This is a genomic window from Snodgrassella sp. B3882, assembly GCF_026535915.1.
Lineage (GTDB): Bacteria > Pseudomonadota > Gammaproteobacteria > Burkholderiales > Neisseriaceae > Snodgrassella.
Map to the genome: position 1 here is coordinate 194,383 of NZ_JAFNPF010000001.1, position 13,825 is coordinate 208,207.

Consider the following 13,825-nt stretch of genomic DNA (forward strand, 5'->3'; position numbering starts at 1 on the left):
TAGAATTAATTTGCATAAAATGGATTACCGCCTTGGCAATGAATGCTGGCTTCAGTTGCGCCAGAGTTGTTTCAGGGCTGGAGAAATTTTAATGTGTGGTTAATCTGACTGGGTTAGCGTAAAAAGTGAATAATTTGATTACTGCTTCCACGCCAGACCAATGCTGGATCTTTAAGTTCCTGTATAAATTTGCCATCAATTAAGGTGTTAATTTCATCTACAATTTCTAATTGTGCGCTTGACAGTTCGCCTAGGGTATAGCCGGTCCACAACCAAATATCTTTGTTTGTTGTTTCCTGCTTAACACGTTGCACCAAATGTAGGATAGCGGGTAAATTATGCGGGTGCAAAGGATCGCCACCGGTCAGGGACAAGCCCTGCCGGACGATTCTGCTGTCATTAAGATCTTGGATGATGCGATTTTCCATCTGCTGATCAAAAGGTTTGCCGGAATCTACCCGCCAGGTTGTGGCGTTGTAGCAACCCCGGCATTTGTGCTCGCAACCAGCCACAAACAAGGTGCAGCGGGTGCCGGGACCATTGACAACGTCAACCGGATAATACTGGTGGTAATTCATGTCTAGAGCGCACCGCACTGCTGACTAAGGTGCTTAACCCGACGTTTCACTTCTTCTTGTTTACCGGAATTGAATGGACGGGCATCTGGACTGCCTAGATAACCGCATACGCGTCGAGTAACCGAAACTCGTGCCGGGTTGTGGTTGCCACATTTAGGACAGACGAAACCTTTGCTGGTGCAGGAAAATTCACCGCTGAATCCGCAATCATAACATTCGTCGATAGGGGTGTTGGTACCATAATACGGAACATGACGATAGCTATAATCCCATACGTCTTCTAATGCCTGTAAGTTATGTTGCAGATTAGGATATTCACCGTAACAGATAAAACCACCATTGGCCATTTTTGGATAAGGTGCTTCAAAGTCGATTTTATCGTATGGATTCACTTTTTTCTCAACATCTAAATGAAAGCTGTTGGTGTAGTAACCTTTATCGGTAACGCCATCAATAACGCCGAAGTGGGCGGTATCCAGACGGCAGAATCGATCGCAGAGGTTTTCACTTGGCGTACTATACAGGCTGAAACCGTAACCGGTTTCTGCTTTCCACTGATCGACGGTGTGACGAAGTTTTTCTACAATAGCAATGGCTTTTTGACGCAGGGTCTCGCTGTCAAAGACGTGTGTATCAGTACCATACAGGGCATTAATGGTTTCGTGCAAACCGATATAACCCAGAGAAATTGAAGCACGACCGTTTTTGAATATTTCGGCGACGGAATCATCCGCATTTAGGCGTACGCCACAAGCTCCTTCCATATATAAGATTGGAGCCACACGTGCTTTGACATTTTCGAAGCGGGCAATGCGTGTCATCAATGCTTTGCGACATAGTTGCAGGCGATCGTCTAGCAATGACCAGAAACGTGCTTCATCATGCTGAGCTTCGATGGCAATGCGTGGAAGGTTTAGGCTGATCACGCCCAGATTGTTGCGTCCTTCATGAATCTGCTCGCCGTTTTCTTCATAGATGCCAAGAAAGCTGCGACAGCCCATTGGTGTTTTGAAGGATCCTGTGACCTCAACGACGCGATCGTAGTTGAGAATATCAGGATACATGCGTTTGGAAGCACATTCTAATGCTAGTTGTTTGATATCGTAGTTAATGTCTTGTGCTTTGTGATTGATGCCGTCTTTGATACTGAATACCAGTTTGGGGAAAACGGCTGTTTTGCCATTTTTGCCCAAGCCAGCCAGACGGTTACGTAGGATGGCCATTTGAATTAAGCGGCTTTCCCAGCTGGTGCCCAAGCCAAAACCAAAAGTGACAAAGGGAGTTTGTCCATTGGCAGTATGCAAGGTGTTCACTTCATATTCCAGTGACTGAAAAGCGTCGTAACATTCTTTTTCTGTACGAGCTTGAGCATAGTCGGCTGCATTGGCAATATTCCATTCATTGGCGACGGCGAGGTGTTTGTCGTAGCTGGCGCGCACAAATGGGGCCAAAACTTCATCAATCCGATTTATGGTACTGCCACCGTAGATATGACTAGCTACTTGCGCAATAATCTGCGCCGTAACAGCAGTAGCTGTAGCAATGGATTTAGGCGGCTCAATTTCTGCGTTACCCATTTTAAACCCATTAGTTAGCATGCCTTTTAGATCGATCAGCATGCAGTTGAACATCGGGAAAAAGGGTGCATAGTCAAGGTCGTGGTAATGGATTTCGCCCCGTTCGTGCGCCAGAACCACATCACGCGGTAACAGATGTTGTTGTGCATAGTGTCTGGCTACAATCCCAGCGAGTAAATCTCGCTGGGTAGGGATGACTTTGCTATCCTTATTGGCATTTTCATTCAACAAACTAAAATTGGTTTGCTCTACCAGACCCTGGATTTCACGATTCAGACGCCCCCGTGATTCACGTGCTACATCACGGGAATGGCGATACTCAATGTACGCTCTGGCCAGTTCTTTATAGTGACCGACCATGAGTTGGTCTTCTACTGCTTGCTGAATATCATGAATATCAACATAATCCCGATCGGCCACTGCTGCAGTAACGGCTGCGGCAACCTGAGCACAGTAATCTTCATCAGCAATCTGACAAGCTTCTGCCGCACGTTGAATGGCATGTTTAATGCGGGCTGCGTCAAACTGTACTTTGCAGCCATCTCTTTTAATTACAACGGGTTTCATGTCAATTATTCCTTCTCATACCGCAGTAGGCGGCCATCACCACACTGGCTATTCAATAAAATGGAGTAGAGCAGACAAGTATATTAGAAAAAATCTATATCTAGTAGTTATCTGCTCATTCCTGCTTTTTTTTTACTATATATGGGATTGGGTATGTGGTGAAAGTGCCCTTTTTGACTTTTATTTGATTTAACTCATTGTGTGGCGGAAATGAGGTTTGGAAGTCTATTTAATTCAATCAATTAAATGTGAGTGTAATTTGGTAAATAAATGTAATCCAATTTACATATTCTTTATTGCTAGTGCGTTTTTCGGTAACACATTTGCTGGATCACTTCAGCGTAAATGCAATTTTTATATCTGATTTTTAATATTTATTTTTGGATATATGTGCCAATACTGAATGGTTAATGATGGTTAGTTTTGCTGCTTGTGCACGTAATTGGGTAGTATGGCAGTAATGATACAGCTAATGAACAGTGCCATGATGGAGGAGGCAATCAAGTTGCCTATTAATAGCCCATTGCTATTGATGAGAACTCGAGTAGTAACAATTAAGAGGCTGAGTATGATCAGTGTTAACCAGTATTTAGGATCAATGTGATGCGTGGATAAAGTTGTTTTCGGTAGCAACAGAATGAAGCCGAAGATGCAAGTCATGCCAATTATTGAGCTGCTATGTTGCAATATTTTGTATAACGGTAAGGTTAAAGAGCCAATTTGAAGTTGAGTCTGTAGCCAGATCAGGTGTGTGACAAAAAATCCATGCGGATGAGTAAAGGCATCCCAAAAGAGATGTGACAGATTACCGATGAATATGGAGAAAATCACGATAAGATAATGTTGTCTGAAATAAGCTGACCAATTGAACGTCTGATATCTAGCCAGACGTTGATATAAAAATTGCGGTAGATTATCCAGCAGTGGATTACGAATAATATGATGAAATACAAATGCAACGATGATGCTGGTAAAGATGTTATAGGCAAAGAGTCCAGATAATTCATGTCCGTAGTGATTCATAATATGCATGCGCAAGAAATACTCAAAATCTGGTGACATGCTGCCTATGATGAGACCAGTCAAAGAAAAGTAGCGGCGCAAACGATATAACGGCAGAACAATAGCAGGATGGGCGAACGTGAAAGGCATGGATAACTGCTCAACTATAGATTAATGATGTTGATGTTGTTAGACATTTTAATCATGATGATGTATTGCTCAACGTTGAAAGGGCTGGAAGATTTTAACAGTTTCATCACCTATTTTAAATCAAACGTAATATGCTGTCGTTGATACTTTTGTATAAAAGAGGTTTTAATTTGCCCATTGGCGACAAATCGCAATAATATCTTGTCCAAAATTTTTGATTTTGCTTTCACCCAATCCATAAATTTGATTTAAATCTGCCAGGGTAGTTGGAGGATGCTGTACTAAATCTTGTAAGGTACGGTCAGCAAAGATGGTATAAGCCGGTACATTATTTTGACGCGCACGGTTTTTACGCCATTCGCGCAATTTTTGCCATAACCGTTCTTCGCGTTCAGTGCGCAACCAGATATCAGTACTGTGGCTGCTGCGAGATTGATCATGTTGTAATGGACGCAGCCATACTTGCTGCTGATTTTTTAATACGGCACGCGCTTGTTCAGTTAATTGTAAAGCCTGATTGGCTATATCAACATTTAAATAACCGGCTGCAACACATTGGCGTACTATTGTTCGCCATTCTTTTACCGTCTGCTCTCGCCCGATGCCGAAAGTGGATAGATGTTGATGACCGAAGCGGTGCACCCAGTCTGAATCGCGCCCCCGTAGAACATCGATCACATGACCGGTAGCAAAACGTTGTCCGACCCGATAGACGCATGACAGTAGTTTCTGTACCAAAATGGTACCGTCAAATTTTTGGGGTGGATCAATGCAATTGTCACAATGACCACATGGCTGACTTTCTTCACCGAAATAGCGCAGCAACAACTGGCGGCGACAATCAGCAGTTTCACCAAAAGCCAGCATGCTATCGAGTTTTTGTAAATCAATTCGTTTTTGCGCGTCGTCCCGCTCAGCCAGCTGAATGCGCTCACGTAACAGTACCCAATCATTCAGCCCGTAACATAGCCAGCTAATGGCGGGCAAACCATCCCGTCCCGCTCGTCCGGATTCCTGATAAAAGTGTTCAATACTGGAAGGCATATCCAGATGAGCAACAAAACGTACATCCGGTTTGTCTATGCCCATGCCAAACGCCACGGTGGCCACGACGATGATGCCATCTTCCTGAGTAAAACGACGTTGATTCTGACTGCGAGTTTCCCAGTCCAGTCCTGCATGATACGGTACAGCCGTGAGCCCGTTTTCGCTTAAAAACGCGGCGATATCTTCCACTCTTTTACGTGATAAGCAATAAACAATACCATTTTGACCATTCATTTGTGAGCGAATAAATTGCAATAACTGTCTTTTTCCATTATTTTTTTCCACCACCTGATAATCAATATTTGGACGGTTAAAACTTGAAATAAACAATGGCGCATCTGACAAATGCAGATAATGTTGGATGTCACGACGAGTGGCGGTATCCGCCGTCGCGGTGAGGGCTATACGTGGTATATCGGCAAACTGTTCTGCTAAAATAGATAATTGCTGGTATTCTGGACGGAAGTCATGTCCCCACTGGCTGACACAATGAGCTTCGTCTATGGCAAAAAGACTAATATGAGTATTATGTAAAAATTGTAAAAATTTTGGCATAACCAGACGTTCTGGTGCGACATACAAAAGCTGCAGCCGTTCTGCCATAATTTCATCAGCAATACGCCTGATTTCGTCGCTGCTCGTTCCACTGAATACACAGGCTGCGGATATGCCATTGACGGTTAAAGCGGTAACCTGATCTTGCATCAGAGCAACAAGAGGTGAAACGACTATGGCGACACCAGCGCGCATTAGAGCTGGAATTTGATAACATAAGGACTTGCCAGCTCCAGTCGGCATTAACACCAGGGCGTTGTTGCCACGAGCCACTGTGTCGATAATTTCCGCCTGTTGGCCACGAAATTCCGGATATCCGAAAACATCGTGTAAAATTTGCTTGGCATGGGTCACTAAACACCTGTTGCTTTTGTTCTGAAACAGGTATTGTACTGCAACTAACTTTCTTTTCCGACTGTACTTTAAGTCAGTTATAAGGAATAAACATGAAAATCATTCAACTGCGTTATCTTGTTACCACGTTGGCTATGAGTATTGTATTAGCCGCCTGTCAGAATACCAATTCTCCGCTCAGTGCTAATGGTCATTGGATTAATCTAGGTGTCTCCGCCAGTGGCAATCTTCAGTATGCGCTGGATAGCGGTAGCATTAAACGCCAAAATAATTTGGTTACCTTTCGAGACCGTATAACCGTTATCGATTTAAAACAACAGTATTACAGTAACACGCCGGCCTATAAAACTGCCATCAGTACTACTCAGATTGATTGCGGTCGCAAACTATTCCGCATACTCGATGTAGAATTACTTGATGCTAAAGGCGAAATAATACGTCAGGATCATTTTAATGACTCCGATTTGCGCCCAATGAATGTGACACATGGTTCGGCAGTAGAGCAGCAATATAAACATGTCTGTGGTCATTAAATTTTATTAAAGGGGATAAAGCCATGAAATTAAAAAACAGTTTATGGTTACTATTGATAGCAGCTTCCGTGGTGCAGGCAGAAACCCCCGCGGAAATTGAATTACTCAGTGCGCAAAAGGCCTATCAGGCAGCCTTATCCAGTCAGAATAATAGCCGTACTAAGTTTTCGCAACTGCAAATCCAGCTTGAAAGCGCACAGTTGCAATTACGTAATGCACAAGACAATGTCACCAGATTACAGAATGACTTTAATCAGGCTGAACAGCAGCGTCAGCAAGCAGATTCGAGCTTGCAGGCGGCAGGGGCGAGGCTGGATGCCGCATGGCAGGCAGTGCATCATAATCAATAGTGATTGTTATACAGAATTAATACAAGTTTTTTCACCGAGTTAATCGCTGTGCAACCTGACAAAAAGCAGTAGCTCGCGTAAAATAAAACAATTTTGCTCAGGCAAAATCTGCCTGTTAGCACAAGCTTATGGAGCTAACTGTTGCGAAAATGAATTATCCGATTGAATACGACGTTATTGTGGTTGGTGGTGGTCATGCCGGTACAGAGGCTGCGTTAGCCGCAGCTCGCATGGGAGCCCATACCCTTCTGATTACTCACAATATCGAAACATTGGGTCAAATGTCTTGTAATCCGTCTATTGGCGGTATTGGCAAAGGACATCTGGTGCGCGAAGTAGATGCGCTGGGCGGAGCGATGGCTTTGGCCGCCGATTATGCGGGTATTCAATTTAGACGCCTGAATGCTTCGAAAGGACCGGCAGTGCGAGCGACCAGAGCTCAGGCTGACCGCATTCTTTATAAAGCGGCCATTCGTGAAATGCTGGAGAACCAGCCTAATCTGCAATTGTTCCAACAGCAGGTTGAAGATATCGTGGTTGAGCATGGTCGAGCAGTCGGCGTGCAGACCTCGATGGGCGTCACTTTTCGAGGTCGGGCCATCGTTTTGACGGCCGGTACTTTTCTGGCTGGTAAAATACATATTGGTCTGGAAAATTATGCAGGTGGTCGTGCGGGGGACCCGGCAGCGCAACAGTTATCTGGTTGCTTGAAAGAACTTAATCTGCCACAAGGAAGATTAAAAACCGGTACGCCGCCACGCATTGACGGACGAAGTATCGATTTCAGTCAACTTAAAGAACAACCGGGTGACAATCCGGCTCCCGTATTTTCTGTGCGCGGCAGCCGTGCTATGCATCCACGTCAGATTTCTTGCTGGATTACTCACACCAACGGACAGACGCACGAAATCATTCGTAGCGGTTTTGATCGTAGCCCAATGTTTACCGGTAAAATTGAAGGCGTTGGTCCACGTTATTGTCCCTCGATCGAAGATAAAATCAATCGCTTTGCCGATAAAGACAGTCATCAAATATTTCTGGAACCCGAAGGACTCACTACCCACGAGTTTTATCCTAACGGTATTTCCACCAGTTTGCCATTTGACATCCAGTTGCAATTGGTTCATTCCATGCCTGGATTGCAAAATGCCCACATACTGCGACCGGGTTATGCGATTGAGTATGACTATTTCGATCCGCGTAATCTCAAATCCAGTTTGGAAACCAAAACCATTGCTGGTTTGTTTTTTGCTGGTCAGATTAATGGTACCACCGGATATGAAGAAGCTGCGGCACAGGGTTTACTGGCAGGAGCCAATGCCGTGTTATACATTCGTGAAGACGAACCGCTGGTGTTGCAGCGTGATCAGGCATACTTAGGTGTACTGGTTGATGACCTGATTACTAAAGGCGTGACCGAGCCATATCGCATGTTTACCAGCAGAGCTGAGTACCGTTTACAACTGCGTGAAGACAATGCTGATATGCGTTTGACCGAATTAGGGCGGCGTATTGGCTTGGTGGGGGATGAGCAGTGGCAAATGTTTACCCAAAAACAGGAATCAGTACAGCGTGAATTACAACGGCTTAGTCAAATCTGGTATACGCCATTGAATTTGCCAATTAATGAGCAGCAACGAGTGCTTGGTCAGCCATTAAGTAAAGAATCCAGTTTATTAGATATGTTGCGTCGACCTAATGTCAGCTATGTTGATTTAATGACCTTGCCCAATGCACAACAAGAGATTCTGGATGCAGATGCGGCTGAACAAGTAGAAATACAGGCTAAATATCAAGGCTATATTGAGCGACAGAATGAAGAAATGAGTCATCGTCAAAATCTGGAAAAGCTCAAATTGCCATTTAATATAGATTATGCACAAGTTAAGGGCCTATCTGCCGAAGTACAACAAAAACTGAATCAGTTCCGACCAGAAACAGTAGGACAGGCATCTCGAATTTCAGGTGTCACGCCGGCGGCGGTTGCCCTACTGATGGTTCATCTGAAACGGGGATTCGAGGGAGCTAAACAGCATGACTGATATGAAATCTATGTTGCAACAAGGTTTGCAGCAAATGAACATTGATCTGACAGTGCCACAACAATTACAGTTACTGGCTTTTATAGACTTGTTGAAAAAATGGAACAGCACCTATAACTTGACTGCTTTGCGCAATGATCAAGATGTCATCAGCCATCATATTCTCGATAGCCTGACCTTATTACCTTATGTCGAACACGCTCGTGGCTTAATTGATGTAGGTAGTGGTGGGGGTATGCCCGGAATACCGGTAGCCATCGCTCGACCGGATCTGCCAGTAGCACTTTTAGATGCCAACAGTAAAAAAACTTCATTTCTCCAGCAGGCTGTGATTGAACTGGGTCTGACTAATGTACAAGTTATCACTGCTCGCGTGGAAGCGATGGTAGGAGAACAATTTGATGTCATTACCAGTCGCGCCTTTGCCGAATTAAACGATTTTATTACCATCACCAAACAGCTTATGGCTAAAGGAGGTTGTTGGGCAGCGATGAAGGGAGTTTACCCCTATGAGGAAATCGAGCGTTTGCCTGACAATGTCGAACTGGTTCAGGTAGATAAACTGACAGTTCCTCATTTAAATGCTGAACGGCATATGGTGCTGGTACGTAAGAAAGAAAATACATGAGTGCGCATATTATCGCCGTAGCCAATCAAAAGGGTGGTGTGGGTAAGACCACAACCGTAGTCAATTTAGCCGCATCACTCGTTGAACGTCAATGTAAAGTTCTGATTGTTGACTTAGATCCGCAGGGAAATGCCACCACCGGCAGCGGTATTAATAAAGGTAATGTGAGCAATGGTATCTATGCAGTGTTATTGGGTAATGTTGACATCCAGTCTGCCATTACACCCGCACAGCATGGCGGATTCGATGTGCTGCCGGCAAACAGGGCTTTGGCCGGTGCCGAAGTTGAATTGGTTCAAGAACTGGCGCGGGAAATGCGGTTGAAAAATGCCTTGAGTCAAATAGCAGATCAATATGACTATATCATTATCGACTGCCCGCCAACACTCACCTTATTAACAATCAATGGTCTGGTGGCGGCTCAATACATCATTGTGCCAATGGTATGTGAATACTATGCCTTAGAAGGAATTTCAGATTTAATTGCTACTGTGCGTAAAATCCGCCAGGCAATCAATCCAGAACTCGATATTCTGGGTATCGTTCGCACACTGTATGATCCGCGCAGTTTGTTAGCCAAACAGGTTGATGATCAGTTAAGTGCGCATTTTCCAGACAAACTCTTTGCTACCCCTATACCACGCAATATCCGTTTGGCTGAAGCGCCAAGTCATGGTATGCCAGCCTTACAATATGACCCAAAAGCTACTGGGACTAAGGCCTATCTTGCTCTGGCAGATGAAGTATTATTGCGCGCTGCACAGAAACAGGCATAATGTCTCCTGACATTTATTAACCACATCAACAGAACAGTGATGTAAATCATTGAATATATAAAGAGCGTTACATGGCAAAAGCAAAAGGATTAGGAGCGGGGCTTGATGCCTTGCTGGGTTCGGGTAGTGACATAACTGGCGGTGATCGCTTGACCAAAGTAGCCATTACCGATGTTATACCTGGCAGATATCAGCCACGTACGCAGATAGATGATGAAGCATTGCAGGAATTAGCAGAATCCATCCGTGCACAGGGTGTGATTCAGCCAATAATCGTCCGTGAAATGGGTTTACAACAATTCGAGCTCATTGCCGGTGAACGTCGTTGGCGCGCTGCGCAACTAGCTGGTCTTAACGAACTTCCAGTGGTGGTCAAAAGCATCTCTGATGAAGCAGCTTTGGCGATGGGGCTGATCGAAAATATTCAGCGTCAAAATTTAAACCCGATCGAAGAAGCGCAAGGGTTAAAGCGCTTAGTAGATGAATTTGGACTTACCCATGAAACCGTGGCCAAAGCCGTAGGTCGCAGTCGCAGCAGCATTTCAAATAGTTTGCGTTTACTTAACTTGCCTGAACCTGTACAAGATCTGATCTATAGCCGGCAACTGGAAATGGGGCATGCGCGCGCTTTACTGACTTTGCCGGTAATACAGCAAATCGATTTGGCGCAAAAAGCCGCACAGAATGGTTGGTCTGTGCGGGAGGTAGAGCGGCGTAGTCAGCAAGCACTATCCAAACCAGAAACGCCACCACGCCCAGTTCAGGAAAAAAGTACTGAAGCTCGTCATATTGAGGCAGCTTTAGAGCAACGTTTTGCCGTTCCCGTTCAGGTGCAAAGTAAAAATCAGCATAACGGTCGAATTGTTTTTCATTTCGATAATCCAGAAACGCTAGAAAACCTTCTCAAGCAGTTGGGATTGGATTCAGTTCGTACAGAATAACAGCATGATGTCAAACTCAGGATCAACGGAAACTGATTTAAAGCAAGAGAATGGCATAAATAAGAAAATATCATTACACCGCATACACAACTGCAGATCACACTACTTGACGTTGTTGGGTATGTTGATTATATTAATCCAGTTAACTTGTAGTATTCCCAGAGTGATAGGATGAAGTGGATCATGACTTGGCAAACAGTCATGTTGTTTGTCGCAATTTGTGTATCCACATTGGTGTGGGACACTTCTGCTATCTGGTCAACCGTATTAGGTGGATTGTGTTACTTAATACCCACTTTATTGGTACTATTAACTCTTAAAGCCGTAAAACACTTTCCGGCACGATCACTTGCAACCCTCATAACCGTTGAAGTCAGTAAAGTTTTAATGGTTTTTTTAATGATGTTGCTGGTATATATATGTTATTCTGCTGTTAATTGGTTTGCTTTCCTGATCGGACTGATATTAGTTAGTCAGGCAGGATTATTCACACTTAGAAAAAGATTGTTATTATGAGCGGCACAGAGATGACTCCGGGCGAATATATTAGCCATCACCTAATTAATTTAACTCAGAAATCACCCGATGTACAAACTGGAATATTTGATTTCTCATACATTAATCTAGACTCACTCTTTTTTTCTATCACCACGGGTATTTTGGTCTTTTTCATTTTGTTCATTACTGCGCGAAAAATGAAAGCAGGTGTGCCTGGACGTTTACAGGCTGCGGTTGAATTACTAGTGGAATTTGTGGACAGTAGTTGCAAAGAGTTAATCAGCAACGAAAAATCTCGCAGAGTCATCGCGCCGCTTGGATTAACCATTTTTGTATGGATCATGGTGATGAACACCATGGACTTGCTGCCAGTGGATCTGTTACCTAGATTATGGCAAAGTTTATCCGGCGATCCTCATGCTTATCTGCGTGTTGTTCCTACCGCTGATTTAAACACACCCATGGCAATGGCTATTTCAGTTTTATTCCTTTGTATTGTATATAACCTTAAAATCAAAGGTTTTTCTGGCTGGATGCATGAAATGTTTTGTGCCCCGTTTGGTAATAGTGTTTGGTTATTCATTCCAAATTTTGTAATGAATATCATCGAGTTTATATCCAAAACACTGTCTCATGGCATGCGGTTATTTGGAAATATGTATGCTGGTGAAATTGTATTTTTTGTTATTGCCTTATTAGGTGGTACATGGGGTATGGCAGGTGCCAGTGATAAGCAGAATATTTTATTATTTTCAGCGCAAATTATTGCTGGATTAGCTTGGGCAATATTCCACATTTTGGTAATTGTTTTACAGGCATATTTATTTATGGTACTGACCTTTGTTTATCTGGGTCAGGCACATGATTCCCATTAAGGGTAAATTGTTTAGTTGTAATATTCTTGATTATCTTAAGGAGTGAAGTAAATGGGTGGTTTAATCGCAATCGCTTGTGGTCTGATGATTGGCATTTCTGCACTGGGAAGTGCAATTGGTGTGGGTTTGTTGGGTGCTAAATATATGGAATCATCTGCTCGCCAGCCAGAATTATCGGGATCACTGCTAATTAAATTTTTCATCATGGCAGGTTTGGTTGACGCTCTGTTCTTCATCTCTGTGGGCGTATCATTCCTGTACTACCTGAAAATGTAATAAGTTTTAGATTTGTTGGTTGTTAACAGCTTAATTAATAAGCGCAAATTCTAAAGGTTTAATAGTGAATATTAATGCAACCTTAATTGCACAGGTACTTGTCTTCATCATGTTTGTGCTATTTACGATGAAATTCGTATGGCCACCCATTGTTAAAGTGCTTGATGAACGTGCTGATAAAATTGCCGAAGGTTTGGCTGCGGCTGAACGTGGTAAAAATGATTTTGCACAGGCGGAAAAACGAGTTGCTGATGTCTTAGCTGAGGGGCGCAATCAGGTTGCCGAAATGGTGACCAATGCGGAGAAACGTGCGGCACAAATTGTTGCAGATGCCAAAAATCAAGCATCTGTAGAGGCAGCGCGCATTCTGGCTCAGGCGAAAGCTGATGTTGAGCAGGAAACCAACCGGGCTCGTGAAGCATTGCGCCAACAAGTTGCAGATTTGGCACTAAAAGGGGCTGAATCTATTTTGCGCAGTGAAGTGGATGCTTCGCGTCATGCCCAATTGCTGGCGAACCTGAAACAGGAGCTGTAAACCCATGGCTGAGTTCGCAACCATAGCCAGACCCTATGCCAAAGCATTATTTAGTCTGGCACAAGAACAAAATCAGATTGAGTCTTGGTTGGACGAACTGAAAACGCTGGCTGAAATTGTACTGCAAACAAAAGTACAGTTATTGATAGATGAACCAGAATGTGAAGACAGAAAAAAGGCTGAAGCTATCATCTCTTTACTGGATAATCAGCCTGCTGAGAGTATCAAAAATCTCATGGTTCTGTTGGCACAAAACAAACGTTTATCAATATTGCCAGAAATTTATACGTTATTCCAAGATTATACTTTGTCGCTTAACCACATCAAAGAAGCTACCGTATACACGGCATATGCAATTGATGATGCGCAGTTTGCGCACATAGTGACTGATCTGGAAGCACATTTCAAAAGCAAATTGAAAGTGCATCAGATAGTGGCGCCGGAATTGATTGGTGGCATAAAAGTTGAAGTTGGTGACCAAGTACTGGATTTGTCCGTGCAAGGCAGATTGAATAGCCTGCATGTGGCATTGATGAATTAG

The 13,825-nt window shown here is 43.7% G+C and carries 15 protein-coding genes; 11 read left to right on the plus strand and 4 right to left on the minus strand.

All coding sequences use genetic code 11. From position 1 onward, the window contains the following. Positions 1-113: 113 nt before the first annotated feature. From nrdG to recQ, 4 genes are all read right to left on the minus strand, one after another. Positions 114-578: an anaerobic ribonucleoside-triphosphate reductase-activating protein gene (gene nrdG, locus J3U68_RS00955; RefSeq protein ID WP_267373574.1), complete on the minus strand. Its 465-nt coding sequence runs from the start codon at positions 576-578 to the stop codon at positions 114-116. A 2-nt stretch (positions 579-580) separates the two neighbouring features. Continuing rightward, positions 581-2,722, minus strand: a complete 2,142-nt coding sequence (gene nrdD, locus J3U68_RS00960) for an anaerobic ribonucleoside-triphosphate reductase (protein ID WP_267373576.1) — start codon at positions 2,720-2,722, stop codon at positions 581-583. 417 nt (positions 2,723-3,139) lie between these two features. Beyond that, positions 3,140-3,874 (minus strand): DUF4184 family protein, encoded by a 735-nt coding sequence (locus tag J3U68_RS00965; RefSeq protein WP_267373578.1) that lies wholly within the window; start codon positions 3,872-3,874, stop codon positions 3,140-3,142. Between the two features lie 165 nt (positions 3,875-4,039). Further along, on the minus strand, positions 4,040-5,830 hold the full coding sequence (gene recQ, locus J3U68_RS00970; protein WP_267373581.1) for a DNA helicase RecQ: 1,791 nt from the start codon (positions 5,828-5,830) through the stop codon (positions 4,040-4,042). A 92-nt stretch (positions 5,831-5,922) separates the two neighbouring features. Here recQ and J3U68_RS00975 point away from each other — a divergent pair, with 92 nt between their 5' ends. The 11 genes from J3U68_RS00975 (at position 5,923) to J3U68_RS01025 (ending at position 13,825) form a co-directional block, all read left to right on the plus strand. Beyond that, positions 5,923-6,363 (plus strand): surface-adhesin E family protein, encoded by a 441-nt coding sequence (locus J3U68_RS00975; protein WP_267373583.1) that lies wholly within the window; start codon positions 5,923-5,925, stop codon positions 6,361-6,363. Between the two features lie 23 nt (positions 6,364-6,386). Then, on the plus strand, positions 6,387-6,713 hold the full coding sequence (locus tag J3U68_RS00980) for a hypothetical protein (RefSeq protein ID WP_267373586.1): 327 nt from the start codon (positions 6,387-6,389) through the stop codon (positions 6,711-6,713). 149 nt (positions 6,714-6,862) lie between these two features. Beyond that, positions 6,863-8,755 (plus strand): tRNA uridine-5-carboxymethylaminomethyl(34) synthesis enzyme MnmG, encoded by a 1,893-nt coding sequence (gene mnmG, locus J3U68_RS00985; protein WP_267373588.1) that lies wholly within the window; start codon positions 6,863-6,865, stop codon positions 8,753-8,755. Continuing rightward, positions 8,748-9,383, plus strand: coding sequence for a 16S rRNA (guanine(527)-N(7))-methyltransferase RsmG (rsmG, locus tag J3U68_RS00990; RefSeq protein WP_267373590.1), 636 nt, complete (start codon positions 8,748-8,750; stop codon positions 9,381-9,383). Before mnmG ends, rsmG begins: the two co-directional genes overlap by 8 nt. Next, positions 9,380-10,159, plus strand: a complete 780-nt coding sequence (locus J3U68_RS00995) for a ParA family protein (protein WP_267373593.1) — start codon at positions 9,380-9,382, stop codon at positions 10,157-10,159. The genes rsmG and J3U68_RS00995 overlap by 4 nt, the downstream gene beginning before the upstream one ends. A gap of 71 nt (positions 10,160-10,230) precedes the next feature. Further along, positions 10,231-11,100, plus strand: coding sequence for a ParB/RepB/Spo0J family partition protein (locus tag J3U68_RS01000; protein WP_267373595.1), 870 nt, complete (start codon positions 10,231-10,233; stop codon positions 11,098-11,100). Positions 11,101-11,283: 183 nt separating this feature from the next. Further along, positions 11,284-11,616 (plus strand): ATP synthase subunit I, encoded by a 333-nt coding sequence (locus J3U68_RS01005; RefSeq protein WP_267373597.1) that lies wholly within the window; start codon positions 11,284-11,286, stop codon positions 11,614-11,616. Continuing rightward, positions 11,613-12,473, plus strand: coding sequence for a F0F1 ATP synthase subunit A (gene atpB / locus J3U68_RS01010; protein WP_267373600.1), 861 nt, complete (start codon positions 11,613-11,615; stop codon positions 12,471-12,473). Before J3U68_RS01005 ends, atpB begins: the two co-directional genes overlap by 4 nt. Before the next feature lie 51 nt (positions 12,474-12,524). Further along, a complete protein-coding gene (gene atpE, locus J3U68_RS01015; RefSeq protein ID WP_267373603.1) occupies positions 12,525-12,749 on the plus strand; it encodes a F0F1 ATP synthase subunit C in 225 nt (74 codons plus the stop codon). Positions 12,750-12,813: 64 nt separating this feature from the next. Then, on the plus strand, positions 12,814-13,284 hold the full coding sequence (locus J3U68_RS01020) for a F0F1 ATP synthase subunit B (RefSeq protein WP_267373605.1): 471 nt from the start codon (positions 12,814-12,816) through the stop codon (positions 13,282-13,284). Positions 13,285-13,288: 4 nt separating this feature from the next. Further along, entirely contained in the window at positions 13,289-13,825 is a 537-nt protein-coding gene (locus tag J3U68_RS01025; protein ID WP_267373608.1) for a F0F1 ATP synthase subunit delta, read from the plus strand.